Below are 18,619 nucleotides of genomic sequence, written 5' to 3' on the forward strand. Positions count from 1 at the left end.
GCGCACGGCGGTGCGCTGAAGTGAAGGAAGCCCCGGGGGCCACGCCCCCGGGGCTTCCGCCTGCCCGCGTGTACTGCCCCGGGAGGGCGTGTCCGGGCGCGGGGCTACCTCAGCAGGACCCCCGCCCCCTCCCCCGTCGACTCCTCCGGCAGGGCCACCAGGCCCAGTTCGGAGGGGTGGGCGAGGAGCGGATGGGTGGGCCGGACCCGGACCGTGCAGCCGAAGGTACCGGTGCGGTCGAGTTCCAGGGTGCCCGCGTACGGCTGCCGGCCGTCCAGGTCCGGGCCACCCGCCGGCTTCAGCGGGACGGCGCGGGGCTCGGCGAGGGTGTCGTCGGCGTCGACCCGGCCGGTGACGGCCTGCACCTCGACGTCGTCGGCGCCGAGCGCGCCGAGCGCGACCCGGACCCGGACGACCGGGGTCGCGCCGAGCTCCGCGTCCGCGAGGTCGTCCACGAGCCCGTCGCCGACCTCGACGTGGTCGACGGTCACCCGGGGCCAGGCCTCCCGTACCCGCGTCTTCCAGGCGGCGAGGTCCCGCGCCCGGTCCGGGGTGAGCGCCCGGCGGGCGGCGGCGGCCGGGACGTAGAGCCGCTCGACGTACTCGCGGACCATCCGGTCGGCGAGCACCTTCGGGCCGAGGTCGGTGAGGGTGCGCCGGACCATCGCCGTCCAGTCGGCCGGGACGCCGTCGGGGCCGCGGTCGTAGAAGCGGGGCGCGACCCGGCGTTCGATCAGCTCGTAGAGGGCGGAGGCCTCCAGGTCGTCGCGGCGGTCCTCGTCGGCGGCGGCCGCCCCGTCGGCGGTCGGGATGGCCCAGCCGAAGTCGGGCTCGAACCACTCGTCCCACCAGCCGTCGAGGACGGAGAGGTTGAGGCAGCCGTTGAGGGCCGCCTTCATCCCGCTGGTGCCGCAGGCCTCCAGGGGGCGCAGCGGGTTGTTGAGCCAGACGTCGCAGCCCGGGTAGAGACCCCGCGCCATCTCCATGCCGTAGTCGGGCAGGAAGACGATCCGGTGCCGGACCCGGGGGTCGTCGGCGAACCGGACGAGTTCCCGCACGAGCCGCTTCCCGCCGTCGTCGGCCGGGTGCGCCTTGCCGGCGACGACGAGCTGCACGGGCCGCTCGGGGTGGAGCAGCAGGGCCCGCAGCCGGTCCTTGTCCCGGAGCATGAGGGTGAGCCGCTTGTACGAGGGGACCCGGCGGGCGAAGCCGATGGTGAGGACGTCGGGGTCGAGGACGGAGTCGGTCCAGCCGAGTTCGGCGGCTGCGGCCCCGCGCTGGAGCCAGGAGGCCCGCAGCCTCTCCCGTACGTCGGTCACGAGCCGTTCGCGCAGGGTTCGGCGCAGCGCCCACAGCTCCCCGTCGGCGGGATCGGGGCCGAGCCGGCCGACCTCGGGGGCGACCCAGGTGGGGGCGTGGACGCCGTTGGTGATGGAGCCGATCGGCACCTCGTCGGCGTCGAAGCCCGGCCAGAGCCCGGCGAACATGGATCGGCTGACGGCCCCGTGGAGGGTGGAGACGCCGTTGGCGCGCTGGGCGAGGCGCAGGCCCATGGCGGCCATGTTGAAGACGCCGGGTTCGCCGCCGAGCGCGGTCTCGTCACCGAGGGCGAGGACCCGTCCGGTGTCGACACCGGGCAGCGCGCCGTCCTGGCCGAGGTGGCGGGCGACCAGGCTCCGTTCGAAGCGGTCGATGCCGGCCGGGACGGGGGTGTGGGTGGTGAAGACGGTCCCGGCGCGGACGGTCTCCAGGGCGCTGTCGAAGTCGAGCCCCTCCCCCTGGAGTTCGCGGATGCGTTCGAGGCCCAGGAAGCCGGCGTGGCCTTCGTTGGTGTGGAAGACCTCGGGGGCGGGGGTGCCGGTGAGCCGGGTGTACGTACGGACGGCGCGGACGCCGCCGATGCCGAGCAGCATCTCCTGGAGGAGCCGGTGCTCGCTGCCGCCGCCGTACAGCCGGTCGGTGACGCTCCGTTCGCCGGGGGCGTTCTCCTCGACGTCGGAGTCGAGCATGAGGAGCGGGACCCGGCCGACGCGGGCGATCCAGAGGTGGGCGTGCAGGCTGCGCCCGCCGGGCAGGGCGAGGGTGATCCTGGCGGGGGTGCCGTCGGCCTCGCGGAGCAGGGAGACGGGCAGCTCGCCGGGGTCGAGGACGGGGTACTGCTCCTGCTGCCAGCCGTCGCGGCCGAGGGACTGGCGGAAGTAGCCGTGCCGGTAGAGCAGGCCGACGCCGATGAGGGGGACGCCGAGGTCGCTGGCGGACTTGAGGTGGTCGCCGGCGAGGATGCCGAGGCCGCCGGAGTACTGGGGCAGCGCGGCGGCGACACCGAACTCGGGCGAGAAGTAGGCGAGGGCGGCGGGGGGTTCACCCGGCTGGCGCTGGTACCAGCGGGGGGCGTGGAGATAGGTGTCGAGGTCCTCGGCGGCGGACCGCAGCCGGGCCAGGAACTCCGGGTCGGCGGCGAGCGCGGCGAGCCGGGGGGCTTCGAGGGTGCCGAGGATCCGGACGGGGTCGGCTCCGGAGGGGCCCTCGGGCGCCAGGGAGTCGAAGAGGGCCCGGGTGGGCTCGTGCCAGGACCAGCGCAGGTTGTGCGCGAGGTCGGCGAGGGGTCGAAGGGTGTCGGGGAGGACGGGACGCACGGTGAATCGACGGATTGCCTTCACGCGTTCCACCTTCGCAGGCGAGTACGGAGCGGAGTGGACGCACCACGCTGTGCGTCCGTCGTTCCGCTCCGACGTTAGGGCACGACGCCCTGCCGGGCCACGGCGCGTGGGAGCGACGGGGCGCGTGTCGTCCGGCGGGGAGGACGGGTCAGCCGATGGCCGGGAGCGGGACCTCGTACGGGGAGCCCTGGTTCACGGCCGTCGGGTCGAAGGCGCCGGTGGCGGCGTACCGGCCGGCGATGGCGGCGAGTTCCTCGGCGGGGATGACGTCGTGGATGTCGGTGAAGCCCTGCGGGGCGCGCGCGTGGGCGAGGTTGATGACGACCTCGGGGCCGAGTTCCCGGTTGGCCCGCTGGAGCGCGGTGGTGACGGGGCGGCGTTCGCGTTCGTAGGCGGCAAGGCCCTCGGCGGGGTCGCGGTGCCGGGCGAGGGCGTGGGCGAGGGCGCGCGCGTCCACGATGGACTGGGTCGCCCCGTTGGAGCCGATCGGGTACATGGCGTGGGCGGCGTCGCCGATGAGGGTGGTGCGGCCGTGCGTCCAGCGGTCCAGGGGCTCGCGGTCGACCATGGGGTACTCGTGCGCGGAGTCGGCGGCGCGCAGGAGGTCGGGGACGCTGACGCCGTCGAACTCCCAGCCCTCGTAGAAGGGGAGGAAGGTCTCGACGGGGACGGGACGGTTCCAGTCGCCGTGGAACCGCTCCTCGCCGGAGCCGGTGAACGCGCGGGTCCCGCAGGTGCCTTCCGCGGGGCGGGCGAGCGCCCAGTTCACCAGGACCTCGCGGCCGGGTCCGGTGGGCCGGCTCATCGGGTACACGACGGCCTTCTGCCGGTCGTCGCCCGCGATGAACATGAACGAGCCCACGGCCCGCGCCGGCATCCGGGAGACGCCCCGCCACACCAGAGTCCCGTTCCAGGGCGGTCCGCCCTCCCCCGGGTGCAGCGCGGCCCGTACGGCCGAGCGGATGCCGTCCGCGCCGACGAGGACGTCCGGTTCCAGCGAGGCGCGGCCCCGGACGGCGCCGTCCCGGTGTTCGAGCCGCAGCCGCGGCCGCCCGTCCGGCGACAGTTCGAGCCCGGTCACCCGGACGCCGGTGACCAGGGCGGCGGGCCCGAGCCTGGCCCGTACCGCCCCCGCGAGGACCTGCTGGAGGTGGCCGCGGTGGACCGAGAGCTGGGGCCAGCGGTAGCCGGCGCCCAGTCCGCGCGGTTCCCGGGATATCAGCGCGCCCGAGCGGTGGTAGTAGCGCAGCTCGCGGGTGCGCAGGGCGCCCGCCTCCAGGGCGTCGAGCAGGCCGAGCGCGTCCAGTTCGCGGACCGCGTTCGGCATCAGGTTGAGCCCGGCACCCACCGGGCGGATCGCGGGCGCCGCCTCGACGACCGTCACCCGTTCGAATCCGGCGGCGTGCAGGGCGAGGGCGGCGGTGAGCCCGGCGACGCCGCCGCCGGCGATCACGATGTGCGGGCTCTGTCCGTAGGAGGGGGCGGCGGAGCCGCGTCCGTACGCACGGGAGGGGGTGTGGGGGGACATCTCGACTGCTCCTTCGACGCCGCTACGCGGCCGACGGCCCGACTGGGGCCCCTGCGGGACGGCGCCGCACGCTCGCGCGGCGCACCATGGTCTCGTTCTCCCTGGTCAGATCCAGGATCGAGCGCAGCAGCGCGACCGGGGCCCCGCCGCTGCCCTCCTCGTACAGCCGCACGTCCTCGCTGTACGCCTTGCGGGCGAGGCCGAGGTGCCGGGCGCGGAAGGTCTTCAGGAGGCGGAGGACCCGGCCCAGCGCCTGCGCGGACGCGGTGAGCGAGGGCGGCAGCCGGCCGGCGCCCTCCCAGCTCACCGCGGCCGACAGTTTGCTCACCGCCGACACCCCGCCCCGGTGCCGGGCGTGGAACGCGCGCCAGGCGGGCAGCGCGTAGGGCACGGACTCGGCGAGGAAGGCGTCGTAGGCGGGGTCCGAGCGGTCGCACTGCCACAGCGTCAGATCGACCAGCCAGAGCGGGACCTGGGCGGCGGCCGGGCCCAGGTAGTCGCGGCCGGCCACCTCGACCTCCTCGAAGTACGGCCGCAGGGTGAGGGCGAAGTACTCGGGTGACACCTGCGCCACGGTGAGGTCGATGGCGTCGACCATCGCCCGGACGTGGTGGGCCACCCGGTCGAGGGCGGCCGCGAAGCGGGGGTCGTACGGTTCGAGGCGGGCGACCAGGCCGCAGTCGTCGAGGGCGCGGACCAGACCGGGGAAGACCATCCGTACGGCCTCCTGGAGGCGGGCCTCCGTCGGATGGCCGGTGTACGAGCGGCGGCGCGGGCCCGGCGGGTTCCAGGTGGTGTAGTGGTGCACCGTGTCCCGGGGCACCATGTCGGTGCGGAGCCCGAGGAGTTCGAGGACGGGCAGCGCCTCGGGGACGGCGGCGAGGGGCTGTACGCCGTGCCGCTTCAGGGAGCCCAGCAGGATGCCGAGGTCGCGCATCGCGGCCAGGGCGTGGCCGACGCTCCACTGCGCGGCCCGGTCGGGATCGGGCACGAGGGTGCGCAGTGCGACGGTCAGCGCGGCGACGTCGGCGTCCGCGTTCATGGCGGGCACGGCGGCGAGCAGGGCGTCGGCGCCGAGCGGGTCGGCGGCGCGTATGTCCTCGGTGCGGTGACGCGGGTCGCCGAGCAAGACGGGGCTCCTTCTCTTCGTGGGCTCGTTCGCCTCCGGGGCGCTGCTGCGGTTGCCGACGGCCGGCCGTGCTCGGTCCCCCGTTGCCCGGGGCCTCCGCACGCTCTCCCTCACGACAGCCGCGCGCCCCTTCGGGTCGCTCGCCTGCGGTGGGGGTCGTCGGCGTGGGTGGGTCTCGCCCGGTGGAGACGGAGCGAGAGGAGGGCGGCCACCGCGGCGAACCCGGCGCCCGTGAGCAGGGCCGCGCGGTGGCCGGAGGTCTCCGCGACCGTCCGGGCGGCGTCGACGCCCTCGGTTCGGCCGGTGGCGACGGCCACCAGGACGGCGAGACCGAGGACCGAGCCGAACTGCTGGCAGGTGTTGACGAGTCCGGAGGCGAGTCCGGTCTCCTCGGGCGCCGCGTCCGCGGTGGCCGCCACGTTGGTGGTGACCATGACGAGCGGCAGGGCGGCGCCGAGGAGGAGGCTCGGGGCGAGGACGGTGCTCGCGAAGGTGCCGTCCGGGGTGAGCGCCAGGGCCAGCCAGAGGGACCCGGCGCACAGCAGGACGAAGCCGAGGGTCATCGTCCGGTGCAGGCCGAGCCGGTGGATGATCCGGCCGGTCTGCGGGGCGAGGGCGACGACGACGAGCGACAGGGGCAGCAGGCCGAGGCCGCCGTCGAGGGGCGGGTACCCGAGGACGCTCTGCAGGTAGAGGCTGACCAGGAAGAACATCGGGAACAACGTCGTCTGGGCGAGTGCGGCCAGGACGTTGGCGAGGCGCGGTGCGGGCCGGGTCAGGAACTCGGGCGGGACGAGCGGCGCGGCGGCGCGGTGCTCGGCGGCGGCGAAGGCGAGGAGCAGCGCGAGCCCCGCTCCTCCGGCGCCGAGGGTGCGGACGGACAGCCACCCGGCCTCCGCCGCGCCGACCAGCGCGTAGGCGAGGAGCCCGAGTCCGGCGGTCGCGGTGAGCGCTCCGGCGAGGTCGAAGCCGCCCGGGCGGGGGCGGCCGGTGCGGTGGTCGAGGACGCGGAGGGCGAGGACGGCGAGCACCGCCGCGAGCAGGACGTTCAGCCAGAACGTGGAGCGCCAGCCGAGGAGGTCGGTGAGGACGCCGCCGAGGACCGTGCCGAGGACTCCGCCGAGGCCGCCCATCGCGGCGAACGCGCCGAGTGCCCGGTGCCGGGCGGGGCCGTCGGGGAAGAGCAGGAGCAGCAGGGCGAAGGCGGCGGCCGCGGCGAGGGCGGCGCCGCCCCCCTGGACGGCGCGGGCGGCGACGAGGGCGTCGGCGCCGGGGGCGAGACCACCGGCGGCGGAGGCGACGGCCAGCAGGCCGAGGCCGCCGAGGAAGACCCGCCGGTGGCCGAGGAGGTCGGCGACGCGCCCGCCGAGGAGGAGGAGTCCGCCGAAGGTGATGAGGTAGGCGTTGGCGACCCAGGAGAGTCCGGCGGAGCCGGAGCCGAGGTCCTCGCCGACGGAGGGCAGCGCGACGTTGACGATCGCGGTGTCCGTGATCAGCAGCAGCTGGGTGGAGGCGAGGAGGACGAGCGCCCCGCGCCGGGGCCCCGGTGGTGGCGCCGTCACCGGGTCGTCCCGAGGTCGTAGCCGTCGAGGCAGGCCTGCGCGAGGCTCTCGCAGTCGCCCGCGGAGCCCGCCCAGGTCTGCATGGTCAGGTAGACGTGCGGGGCGCCGTGGTAGAAGCGCTCGTACTGTTCGTGGCGGCCGGCGAACTCGGAACCGAGGGCGTCCCAGGCGAGCTTGAGGAGCTTGATCCGGTCCTCGGCGGGGTGGCCGGGGGTGCCGAAGTAGCGGCGGACCAGCGGCCCCAGTTCGGGGTGGAGGAGGTCCTGTCCGCTCGCGGGGAGCTGGACGAGGGCGCCGCCCGCGAGGAGCTTGATGTCCTGGATCGCGCGCGGGTAGAGCTCGCCGGCCATGATCCGCTGGGCGAAGGAGATCTCCTGCCCGGTGCGGACGCCGCCGCGCCCGCCGTCGACCTGCTCGTACGAGGCCTCGGCGGCGAGGACGAAGGCCTTGGCCTGGGCGACCGCGCCGAGGAGCCGGCCGAGGGCCTGGGTGACGGGCGGCAGCTTCTCGGTGCCGTGGGAGCGGGTGATCAGGATGGCGAGTCCGGTGAGGAACTCCAGCTTGGTCCAGAAGCGGGTGGCGGACTGGTGGACGAGGTTCAGGTAGGCGGGGGTCTGCCACCAGACGGCGCCGGTGGTGACCGGGTCGCGGTAGGTGAGGACCCGTTCCCAGGGCACGAAGACGTCCTCGCAGACCAGCATCGCGTCGTTCTCGTCGTACCGGGAGGAGAGCGGGTGGTCGAAGACGGACCGGGAGCGTTCCTCGTAGGAGGTGCGGGAGATCAGCTTGAGGCCGGGGGTGTCGAGCCGTACGGAGAAGGTGACGGCGTGCTCGGTGTCGTCGGCGGCGAGCGGTTCGATGGTGCCGACGAGGAGTTCGTCGGCGAAGACCGCGCCGGTGCCGACGGTCTTGGCGCCGCGGACGACGATCCCGCCGTCCCGTTCCGCGACGACCCGCAGGGTGCGGTCGTCCTCGCCGGTGCCGCCGGCCGGGTTGGTCAGGGTGAACGCGGTGTGCAGGTCGCCCTCGGCGAGCCTGCGGTGGAAGGCGAGGGCGTGCCCGGCGCCGTCGAAGGTCCCGCCGGTGAAGACGGCGGGCGCGGCGGCGAACCCGGCCGCGCCCGCGGCCATGTAGTCGGGGGTGCGGCCGAGGAAGCCGTAGCCGGCCTCGGCCGTCGTCCGGAAGGCGCGGCGGCGGGCGACGAGGTCCTCGTACGAGCGGGGGACGGCGTAGGCCCGGCGCACCCCGTCCCGGACGAGGACGGGGCGGTGCGCGGGGTCGTCGGCGAGGTCGTAGAGCCCGGCGAGGGAGGCCGCGGTGGCCCGGAAGGCGGGGTGCGCGGTGACGTCCTTGACCCGTTCCCCGTCGAGCCAGATCTCGCGCCCGTCGCGCAGTCCCTCCAGATACTCCTGCCCGGACCTCGTCACCGGTGTGTCGCCTCTCCTCGGGTGTCACGGCTGTGCCGGTCCCGAGACTGTCCGGCGCACTCCCCCGGGACAATGAACGTCCGTCCAGGGGTCCTTAAGAACCGTCCAGAGGGCTCCGAAGATGTCAGGTCGGCCGACCCGGAGCGGCTCAGGCGGCCGGGACGGCTCCCGCGCGGTACTCCCCCGGGGTGACGCCGAACCACTTCCGGAAGGCGAGGTGGAAGCCGACGGCGCTCCGGTAGCCGACGCGGTCGGGCACGGCGGACTGCGGGAGCGAGGTCTCGGTGAGCAGCCGGCCGGCCTCCTGCATCCGGCGTGCGGCGAGGTACCGGGCCGGGGAGTCGCCGACCAGTTCGCGGAAGGCGGCGGTGAACGCGGAGCGGGACATGCCGACCTCGCGGGCGAGGGCGTCGATGGTCCAGGGTTCGGCGAACCGGGTGGCCATCATGACGACGGCCCGGCTGATCCCGGGGTGCCGGAGCAGCGGCAGCGAGGCCGGGTTCCCGGCGAGTTCGCGCAGGAGCGGGCGGAGCGCGAGGACGAGGGCCATCTCGAAGGCGCGCAGGGTGATGAGCCGGTCGCCGGGTCCGACGGGCCGGTCGGGGGCGGCGAGCAGCCGCAGGGTGTCGCGGAGCAGCGGCTCGCGGTCGACCTGGGCGCCGTCGAGGACGAGCGCCCAGGGCAGCGAGGTGTAGAGGCCGGTGGCGGCGCTGGCGTCGTAGTGGAGCCCGGCGCACAGGAGGCGGCTCTCGGGGCCGCTGCCCTCGATGACGATCTCGCCGGAGGTGCCGGGCTGCCGCTCGGGCAGGACGGCCTTGAGCGGGACGCCCTGGCGGTCGGGCCGGTCGGCGAGGCGGTGCGCGGTGCCGGTGGGGAAGACGACGAGGTCACCGGCGTGCAGTTCGAGCGGGGGTTCGTCGTCGGTGGTGATCCAGCAGTCGCCCTCGACGACGTAGTGGAGGACGGCGCAGCTGCGTTCGGCGTCGCCCTCGATGGCCCAGGGGGCGCGGACGTGCCAGCGGCTGTCGAAGACTCCGGTGAGCCGGAGGGGTTTGAGCAGTTCGCTCAGGAGGTCGTCGTGTTCCTCGTGCTCGTCGTGCGTTTCGCGCGTGCCCCGCCGGTCGGGGTGGTCGTGACGGTCGGTTCCCACGGTTGCCATGGACGATCCTTCAACTTCCGCCCCGGTTTGTTAATTGAACGGCCGAAGCCGTCGCGGCGAGCCTTGGACGACGCCGACGACAGCAGCGAAAGTCTATCGAAGGGCCTCAGACAGACATGTCCAGTGAGATTCCGATGCGGGTGGCGGTGGTGGGCGCGACCGGCTTCCAGGGGGGCGCGGTGGCCCGCCTGCTCGCCGAGCGGCACCACGGGGTGCGGGCCCTGACCCGGCGCCCCTCGGCCGACCGGCCACCGCTGCCGGGTGCCTTCTTCCTCGCCGGCGACCTGGGGCACCCGGAGGACGTGCGGCGGCTCTTCGCGGGGACGACGCACGGGTTCGTCACGATGCCGCTGGTGTACGGGGCCGAACGGGTGGAGGCGTACGCGCGGAACGTCGCGGAGGCGGCCCTGGAGGCGGGGGTCCGGCGGCTGGTCTTCAACGCCAACACCCGTCTTCCGCTGGGCCCGACGGACGTCGCCGCGTTCGAGACGCGGCGGCTCGCGGAGCGGGTGCTGCGGGACAGCGGGGTGCCGCTGGTGGTGATCCGGCCGCCGGTGTACCTGGACAACCTGTTCTCGCCGTGGAACGGTCCGGCGCTGGTCGACGCCGGTGTGCTCGCCTATCCGCTGCCGGCGTCGGCGCGGACGGCGTGGCTCTCGCACCGGGGCCTGGCGGAGGCGGCGCTCGCCGCGCTGACCCGGGACGGCCTGGAGGGGCGGACCTTCGACATCGGCGGTGAGCGCTCGCTGACGGGCGGCGAGCTGGCGGCGGCCTTCGGCCGGGGTCTCGGCCGGGCGGTGCGGTACGAGGAGCTGGATCCGGCCGCTTTCGAGCGCGGGCTCGCGCGGCTCCTCGGCCCGGAGACGGCGGCGGGGGTGGCCGGGATCTACCACTACATGGCGACCGGCGCCGATCCGCTGCTGATGGCGGACGACGACGGGGTGTCGACGGAGGTCCTCGCCCTCGAACCGGCCCCGGTGGAGGAGTGGGTGGCCCGTCAGCCCTGGCAGGTCTGGTCGACGGACGCGGACGAACCGGACGCCTCGCCGCGCCGCCGCTGACGGCACGCACACGAACAGGCCCCGCCCGGCTTCGGGCGGGGCCTGTTTGTGTGCTTGCTAGGACGGCTACGCCCTAGTAGTTAACAAAGCGCCGGGATTGCCCACCCGAGGACGGTGGGAAGGCTTCACCGGTAACCCCCCGAACCCGTCTCCCCGTGACCCTTGTTCATCCCTGTGGACCCGCCATCCGAGTGAACGCGGACAGGAGCGGCCATGCCCGCAACCCGCCGGCCGTCGACGGAGCTAGAAAGAGCGAACCACCACCCGCACCCCCGTAAACCATCAGGTGATGCTGTGAATCCGCTCATGGGACGCATTCCCGTACTGGACGTACGCCCTCTGGTCGACTGCGGTCGGCGCCCCGCGAAGGCGGTGGCCGGAGAGTCCTTCGAGGTGACGGCGACCGTCTTCCGCGAGGGCCACGACGCGGTCGCCGCCAATGTCGTGCTGCACGGCCCCACGGGCCGCCCCGGCCCCTGGACGCCGATGCGCGAGCTGGCTCCGGGCACCGACCGCTGGGGTGCCGAGGTCACCCCCGACGCCGAAGGCCTGTGGACGTACACCGTCGAGGCGTGGAGCGACCCGGTGGCCACCTGGCGCCACACCGCGAAGATCAAGATCCCGGCCGGGATCGACTCCGAGCTGGTGCTCGCCGAGGGCGCCGAACTGCACGAGCGGGCCGCGAAGGGCGTCCCGAAGAAGGGCGGCGGCCGGGAGGCCGTGCTCGCCGCGTCGGACGCGCTGCGCGACGTGTCCCGCCCGGCGGCCGTCCGGCTCGCGGCCGCCCTGAACCCCCGGGTCGTCGAGGCGCTCGACCGCCACCCGCTGCGCGAACTCCTCTCCTCCTCGCCCGCGTTGCCGCTCCAGGTGGAGCGGGAGCGCGCCCTGTTCGGCTCGTGGTACGAGTTCTTCCCGCGCTCGGAGGGTGTGCGGAAGGTGAAGGGCCGCACGGTCCCGGGGAACTTCCGTACCGCGGCCGAGCGGCTCCCGGCGATCGCGGCCATGGGCTTCGACGTGGTGTACCTGCCGCCGGTGCATCCGATCGGCCAGACCCACCGCAAGGGACCCAACAACTCGCTCTCGGCCGCGCCGAACGACGTGGGCGTGCCGTGGGCGATCGGCTCGCCGGAGGGCGGGCACGACGCGCTCCACCCGGACCTGGGGAGCTTCGAGGACTTCGACGCCTTCGTGGCGCGGGCCCGGGAGCTGCGTCTGGAGATCGCGCTGGACTTCGCGCTCCAGTGCTCCCCGGACCACCCGTGGGTGGAGAAGCACCCGGAGTGGTTCCACCACCGCCCGGACGGTTCGATCGCGTACGCGGAGAACCCGCCGAAGAAGTACCAGGACATCTACCCGATCGCGTTCGACACCGACATGGACGGGATCGTCGCGGAGACCGTGCGGGTGCTGCGGCACTGGATGGACCACGGCATCCGGATCTTCCGCGTCGACAACCCGCACACCAAGCCGGTGGTGTTCTGGGAGCGGGTGATCGGCGAGATCAACCGGGCCGACCCGGACGTGATCTTCCTGGCGGAGGCCTTCACGCGGCCGGCGATGATGCGGACGCTCGGCGCGGTCGGCTTCCAGCAGTCGTACACGTACTTCACCTGGCGCAACACCAAGGAGGAGCTCACGGAGTACCTGACGGAGCTCTCCGGCGAGACGGCGGCGCAGATGCGGCCGAACTTCTTCGTGAACACCCCGGACATCCTGCCCGGCTACCTCCAGGGGGGCGGCCGGCCGGCGTTCGAGGCGCGGGCGGTGCTCGCGGCCACGCTCTCGCCGTCCTGGGGGATGTACGCCGGGTACGAGCTGTGCGAGAACGTCCCGCTGCGGGAGGGCGGCGAGGAGTACCTCGACTCGGAGAAGTACGAACTCAGGCCGCGGGACTGGGAGTCGGCCGAGCGGTCGGGGGCCACGATCACCCCGCTGATCACCACCCTGAACCGGATCAGGCGCCGTCACCCGGCGCTGCGCCGGCTACGGAACCTGTCGTTCCACGAGACCGACAACCCGCAGGTGATCGCGTACAGCAAGCGCTCCGGTTCGAACACCGTTCTGGTGGTCGTCAACCTCGACCCGCACCACACCCAGGAGGCGACGGTCTCGTTGAACATGCCGGAACTCGGCCTGGACTGGCACGAGACCGTGCCGGTGCGCGACGAGCTCACCGGCGAGACCTATCACTGGGGCAGGGCCAGCTACGTGCGCCTAGAGCCGGGTGTCACGCCCGCGCACGTCCTCGTCCTGCGACCGTCCCCGCAGACCGGAGGGTCACCCACATCATGACCGTCAACGAGCCCGTCCCCGACACCTTCGAGGACACCCCCGCCAAGGACCGCGATCCCGACTGGTTCAAGCGGGCCGTCTTCTACGAGGTCCTCGTCCGTTCCTTCCAGGACAGCAACGGGGACGGCGTCGGCGACCTGAGGGGCATCACGTCCAAACTGGACTACCTCCAGTGGCTGGGCGTGGACTGCCTCTGGCTGCCGCCGTTCTTCAAGTCCCCGCTGCGGGACGGCGGCTACGACGTCGCCGACTACACGTCGGTGCTGCCCGAGTTCGGCGACCTCGCCGACTTCGTCGAGTTCGTCGACTCGGCCCACCAGCGCGGGATGCGCGTGGTCATCGACTTCGTGATGAACCACACGAGCGACCAGCACCCGTGGTTCCAGGAGTCCCGGAGCGACCCGGAGGGGCCGTACGGCGACTACTACGTCTGGGCCGACGACGACAAGCAGTACGCGGACGCCCGGATCATCTTCGTCGACACCGAGTCCTCGAACTGGACCTTCGACCCGGTCCGCAAGCAGTACTACTGGCACCGGTTCTTCTCGCACCAGCCCGACCTCAACTACGAGAACCCGGCGGTGCAGGAGGAGATCCTCTCCTCGCTGAAGTTCTGGCTGGACCTGGGGATCGACGGGTTCCGGCTCGACGCGGTGCCGTACCTGTACCAGGAGGAGGGCACCAACTGCGAGAACCTCCCCGCGACCCACGCCTTCCTCAAGCGGGTCCGCAAGGAGATCGACGACCACTACCCGGACACGGTGCTGCTCGCCGAGGCCAACCAGTGGCCGGAGGACGTCGTCGACTACTTCGGCGACTTCGGCTCCGGCGGCGACGAGTGCCACATGGCCTTCCACTTCCCGGTCATGCCGCGGATCTTCATGGCCGTCCGGCGCGAGTCCCGCTACCCGGTCTCCGAGATCCTGGCGAAGACCCCCCAGATCCCCTCCGGCTGCCAGTGGGGCATCTTCCTGCGCAACCACGACGAGCTCACCCTCGAGATGGTCACGGACGAAGAGCGCGACTACATGTACGCCGAGTACGCCAAGGACCCGCGGATGCGGGCCAACATCGGCATCCGTCGCCGGCTCGCCCCGCTCCTCGACAACGACCGCAAGCAGATGGAGCTGTTCACCGCGCTGCTCTTCTCGCTGCCCGGTTCGCCGGTGCTGTACTACGGCGACGAGATCGGCATGGGCGACAACATCTGGCTGGGCGACCGGGACGGCGTACGGACCCCGATGCAGTGGACGCCCGACCGGAACGCGGGCTTCTCCTCCTGCGACCCGGGGCGGCTCTACCTTCCGGCCATCATGGACCCGGTCCACGGCTACCAGGTGACCAACGTCGAGGCGGGGATGACCTCGCCGTCCTCCCTGCTGCACTGGACGAAGCGGATGATCGAGATCCGCAAGCAGAGCCACGCCTTCGGCACGGGGACGTACACCGAACTCCCGGCCTCCAACCCGGCGGTGCTCGCCTTCCTCCGCGAGGACGGCGAAGACCTGGTGCTCTGCGTGAACAACTTCTCGCGGTTCGCGCAGCCGACCGAACTCGACCTGCGCCGCTTCGACGGCATCCACCCCGTGGAGCTGATCGGCGGGGTGTCGTTCCCGGCCATCGGCCAGCTCCCCTACCTCCTGACCCTTGCGGGACACGGCTTCTACTGGTTCCGTCTCAAGAAGAGCTGACCGGCGGTCAGTTCGGTTTCGTCCGGGTGGGGCGGTTTCCTCCCGTCCCACTCCGGGCACTGTGAACCACACACGATTCAGGTCCATATGGGCCTTCTTGCCGGACCCATACGGATCTTCCCCCTCCGACACGTCCCGCACATCCGGACAGCCCCAGCCGCCATCCGGGACACTCTGCGCATTTGAACGCATACGACAGTCATCTGCGCGCCCCGGGGAAAGGACGCGATGCCATGCCGGAGACCGCATCCACCACCCGGGCCCCGGACGCCCTCCTCCCGTCACTCGCCCCCCTCCTCCACGAATGGCTGCCACGGCAGCGCTGGTTCGCGGGCAAGGGCCGCCGGGTCACCGGATTCACGCTGGACACGGCCACCGAGCTGCTGCCCCTGGACGGCGCGGGACCCGGTCTCCTCCATCTGCTCGTACGGGTGGAACAGCCAGGACGCCCGGCCGGAACATCCTCCGACTGCTACCAGATCCTCCTGGGCGTACGGACCCAGCTCCCACCCCGCCTCGCCCCCGCCCTGATCGGGCGGATCCGGCAGGGGCCGTTCGCCGGACGCGCCGTGTACGAAGGGCTGCGCGACCCGCGGCTCGCCGGCCTCCTCTACGAACGGTTGCGCACCCCGGGCCGGACCGGCCCCCTGCGCTTCCACGCCACCACCGCGCTGCCGCCCGCGCTCGCACCACGCGTCCTGGACGCCGAACAGTCCAACTCCTCGCTCGTCTACGGAGATTCGTACATCCTCAAGATCTTCCGCCGGGTCAGCCCCGGGGCCAACCCCGACCTGGAACTGCCGCTCGCGCTCGCCGGCGCCGGCTGCGCCAGGGTCCCGGCCCCGGTCGCCTGGTTCGAGTCCGGAGCCGCCACGCTCGGCGTGCTCCAGCCCTATCTGCGCGACTCCCGCGACGGCTGGCGGCTCGCCCTCGACGCGCTCGCCGACGGACGGGAGTTCACCACCGAGGCGCGGGACCTCGGCCGCGCCACGGCCGAGGTCCACCTCGCGCTCGCCTCCGCCCTGCCCACCAAGCGGCTCGGGCGGGCCGAGACCGAACAGCTGGCCGCCGCGATGGACCGGCGGCTGCACGCGGCGGCGCAGGCCGTCCCCGCGCTGCTGCCGCACGTACCCGGCCTCCGGGCCGTCTTCGCGGCGGCGAGCGGCGCGGTCGGCGGCGGGGCGGTCCAGCGCATCCACGGCGACCTGCACCTCGGACAGACGCTGAGGGGCTCCGACGGCGGCTGGGCCGTCATCGACTTCGAGGGCGAACCGGAGAAACCGCTGGACGAGCGGCGCAACCCGCAGCCCACCGTCCGCGACGTCGCCGGAATGCTCCGCTCCTTCGACTACGCGGCCCGCACGCACCGGCCCTGGAACGCGGAGTGGGCGGCGCGGTGCCGGGCGGCGTACTGCGCGGGGTACGCGGAGGCGGCGGGGGCGGACCCACGGGCGGATCCGGCCCTGCTCCACGCCTACGAGACCGACAAGGCGGTCTACGAGGTCGTCTACGAGGCCCGCCACCGCCCGGACTGGCTCCCGGTCCCGATGTCGGCGATCGAACGACTGGCAGCCTCCCCGTGACCGCCCCGCGTGGGCCGTCGCCCTCCGGGGGGTGGCATTCCCCCCGGAGGAACGATTGCCCTCGACGGGGGCGGGACCCGTTCGGCCGAGTGTCCCGCCCCCTCACCCCACCGTTGCGCATCAGTACCCCCGTACCCCATAGGAGGCATCCCGGTGACCGCCCGCCCCGCAGGCAAGACGGCCCGCAGCACCACCAAGCCCCCCGCGCCCCGGAAGGCGCCACCTCCGCTCGATCCGGGTGACCGGGCCCGGCTGCTCGCCGGCGAGCATCACGACCCGCACGGCGTGCTCGGCGCGCACCCGGTGCGCGGCGGGGTGGTGGTCCGGGTGCTGCGCCCCTGGGCGAAGGAGGTCACCGTCGTCACCAAGGGCAAGCGCGTGGCGCTGCACGACGACGGCGACGGCCTCTTCTCGGGGCTGCTGCCCCTGCTCCGCAAGGTCCCCGCGTACGAGCTGCGGGTCCGCTACGACGGGCCCGACGAGCTGGCCGTGGAGGACCCGTACCGCTTCCTGCCCTCCCTCGGCGAGCTCGACCTGCACCTGATCGGGGAGGGCCGGCACGAGGAGCTGTGGACGGCCCTCGGCTCGCACCCCATGACCCACGGGGGCGTGACCGGCACCCGCTTCGCGGTCTGGGCGCCGAACGCGCGCGGGGTCCGGGTGACCGGTGACTTCACGCACTGGGACGGCACCGGGCTTCCGATGCGCTCGCTGGGTTCGACCGGCGTGTGGGAGCTGTTCGTGCCGGGGATCGGCGAGGGCGCGCTCTACAAGTACGACATCACGCGCCCCGACGGCACGCACACGGTCCGCGCGGACCCGATGGCGCGCCGTACCGAGTGCCCGCCGAACACCGCGTCGATCGTCACCGCGTCGCACTACACGTGGGACGACGCGGAGTGGATGGAGCGGCGGGGGGCGCGTCCGCCGCACGAGGCGCCGCTCTCGGTGTACGAGGTGCACCTGCCGTCCTGGCGGCCCGGCCTCACCTACCGCCAGCTCGCCGAGCAGCTTCCCGCGTACGTCCGTGACCTCGGGTTCACGCACGTGGAGCTGATGCCGGTCACGGAGCACCCCTTCGGCGGCTCGTGGGGCTACCAGGTCACCGGCTTCTACGCGCCGACGGCCCGCATGGGCACCCCCGACGACTTCAGGTTCCTGGTGGACGCGCTGCACCGGGCGGGGATCGGGGTCCTGATGGACTGGGTCCCGGCGCACTTCCCGAAGGACGACTGGGCGCTGGCCGAGTTCGACGGGCGTCCGCTGTACGAGCACGAGGACCCGCGCCGTTCGCACCATCCGGACTGGGGCACTCTGGAGTTCGACTACGGCCGCAAGGAGGTGCGCAACTTCCTGGTGGCGAACGCCGTCTACTGGTGCCAGGAGTTCCACATCGACGGTCTGCGGGTGGACGCGGTGGCGTCGATGCTCTACCTGGACTACTCGCGGGAGCACGGCGAGTGGCTGCCGAACGAGTTCGGCGGCCGGGAGAACCTGGACGCGGTGGCCTTCCTCCAGGAGATGAACGCCACGGTGTACCGGCGCTGCCCGGGGATCGTGACCTTCGCGGAGGAGTCGACGGCCTGGGACGGGGTGACGCGGGCGACGGACCAGGTGGGCCCCGGGGGCTTCGGCGGTCTGGGCTTCGGCATGAAGTGGAACATGGGCTGGATGCACGACTCGCTGGAGTACGTGCAGAAGGAGCCGGTGCACCGCAAGTACCACCACCACGAGATGACCTTCTCGATGGTGTACGCGTACAGCGAGAACTACATCCTGCCGATCTCGCACGACGAGGTGGTGCACGGCAAGCGGTCCCTGGTGTCGAAGATGCCGGGCGACTGGTGGCAGCAGCGCGCCAACCACCGCGCCTACCTGGGCTTCATGTGGGCCCACCCGGGCAAGCAACTGCTCTACATGGGGCAGGAGTTCGCGCAGGGAGCGGAGTGGTCGGCGGACCACGGCCCCGACTGGTGGCTGCTCGACCCGGCGTACGGGGCGGAGGCCGACCACCGGGGGGTGCGGGACCTCGTCCGTGACCTGAACACGGTGTACGCGGCGACGCCCTCGCTCTGGGAGCGGGACACCGCGCCGGAGGGCTTCCAGTGGGTGGTCGGGGACGCGGCCGAGGACAACGTCTTCGCCTTCCTGCGTTTCGACGCGTCCGGCTCCCCGCTGCTCGCCGTCTGCAACTTCTCGCCGGTCGTGCGGCACGACTACCGGCTGGGTGTCCCGGAGGCGGTGGTCGCCTGGTCGGAGGTGCTGAACACGGACGCCGGACGCTACGGCGGCGGGGACGTGGTGGGGCGCGACCCGGTGAAGACGGAGTCGGTGCCGCACCACGGACGCGCGGCCAGCATCCGGATGACGCTGCCGCCGCTGGCGACGGTCTGGCTGCGGCCCGCGTGAGTCCGGGGCCACGGATCGGCGGAACCCGCTTCGTGGCCGATACCTGACACTCACCCAGTTGATCGTTCACCCGTTCGGACAACGTACGGATTGTTCGGCTATCTTCACTCTCCGGATC

The 18,619-nt window shown here is 73.1% G+C and carries 11 protein-coding genes; 5 read left to right on the forward strand and 6 right to left on the reverse strand.

The window, feature by feature from the left end; translation table 11 throughout:
- Window positions 1-104: 104 nt before the first annotated feature.
- The 6 genes from glgP to ACRRSS_RS28690 form a co-directional block, all read right to left on the reverse strand.
- Entirely contained in the window at window positions 105-2,660 is a 2,556-nt protein-coding gene (glgP, locus tag ACRRSS_RS28665) for an alpha-glucan family phosphorylase (protein ID WP_435973949.1), read from the reverse strand.
- Between the two features lie 148 nt (window positions 2,661-2,808).
- On the reverse strand, window positions 2,809-4,188 hold the full coding sequence (locus ACRRSS_RS28670; protein ID WP_435973950.1) for an FAD-dependent monooxygenase: 1,380 nt from the start codon (window positions 4,186-4,188) through the stop codon (window positions 2,809-2,811).
- Between the two features lie 22 nt (window positions 4,189-4,210).
- Window positions 4,211-5,317, reverse strand: coding sequence for a monodechloroaminopyrrolnitrin synthase PrnB family protein (locus ACRRSS_RS28675; RefSeq protein WP_435973951.1), 1,107 nt, complete (start codon window positions 5,315-5,317; stop codon window positions 4,211-4,213).
- A 110-nt stretch (window positions 5,318-5,427) separates the two neighbouring features.
- Window positions 5,428-6,879 carry an MFS transporter gene (locus ACRRSS_RS28680; RefSeq protein ID WP_435973952.1) on the reverse strand — a complete coding sequence of 484 codons (1,452 nt, stop codon included), beginning with the start codon at window positions 6,877-6,879 and terminating at the stop codon, window positions 5,428-5,430.
- Window positions 6,876-8,306, reverse strand: a complete 1,431-nt coding sequence (locus ACRRSS_RS28685) for a 4-hydroxyphenylacetate 3-hydroxylase family protein (RefSeq protein WP_435973953.1) — start codon at window positions 8,304-8,306, stop codon at window positions 6,876-6,878. The genes ACRRSS_RS28680 and ACRRSS_RS28685 overlap by 4 nt, the downstream gene beginning before the upstream one ends.
- Before the next feature lie 148 nt (window positions 8,307-8,454).
- Window positions 8,455-9,465: an AraC family transcriptional regulator gene (locus ACRRSS_RS28690; protein ID WP_435973954.1), complete on the reverse strand. Its 1,011-nt coding sequence runs from the start codon at window positions 9,463-9,465 to the stop codon at window positions 8,455-8,457.
- A gap of 116 nt (window positions 9,466-9,581) precedes the next feature.
- On the opposite strand from ACRRSS_RS28690, the gene ACRRSS_RS28695 reads away from it, so the two are divergent.
- From ACRRSS_RS28695 to glgB, 5 genes are all read left to right on the forward strand, one after another.
- The gene (locus ACRRSS_RS28695; protein ID WP_435973955.1) at window positions 9,582-10,526 is read left to right on the forward strand and encodes an SDR family oxidoreductase; all 945 of its coding nucleotides are present in this window, start codon (window positions 9,582-9,584) and stop codon (window positions 10,524-10,526) included.
- Between the two features lie 306 nt (window positions 10,527-10,832).
- Window positions 10,833-12,818: an alpha-1,4-glucan--maltose-1-phosphate maltosyltransferase gene (locus tag ACRRSS_RS28700; RefSeq protein ID WP_435973956.1), complete on the forward strand. Its 1,986-nt coding sequence runs from the start codon at window positions 10,833-10,835 to the stop codon at window positions 12,816-12,818.
- Window positions 12,815-14,509 (forward strand): maltose alpha-D-glucosyltransferase, encoded by a 1,695-nt coding sequence (gene treS / locus ACRRSS_RS28705; RefSeq protein WP_435973957.1) that lies wholly within the window; start codon window positions 12,815-12,817, stop codon window positions 14,507-14,509. The genes ACRRSS_RS28700 and treS overlap by 4 nt, the downstream gene beginning before the upstream one ends.
- Window positions 14,510-14,742: 233 nt before the next feature.
- Window positions 14,743-16,092 carry a maltokinase N-terminal cap-like domain-containing protein gene (locus tag ACRRSS_RS28710; protein ID WP_435973958.1) on the forward strand — a complete coding sequence of 450 codons (1,350 nt, stop codon included), beginning with the start codon at window positions 14,743-14,745 and terminating at the stop codon, window positions 16,090-16,092.
- Between the two features lie 153 nt (window positions 16,093-16,245).
- A complete protein-coding gene (glgB, locus tag ACRRSS_RS28715; protein ID WP_435973959.1) occupies window positions 16,246-18,501 on the forward strand; it encodes a 1,4-alpha-glucan branching enzyme in 2,256 nt (751 codons plus the stop codon).
- Window positions 18,502-18,619: the final 118 nt, after the last annotated feature.

The organism is Streptomyces sp. Qhu_M48, from assembly GCF_051305195.1.
Lineage (GTDB): Bacteria > Actinomycetota > Actinomycetes > Streptomycetales > Streptomycetaceae > Streptomyces.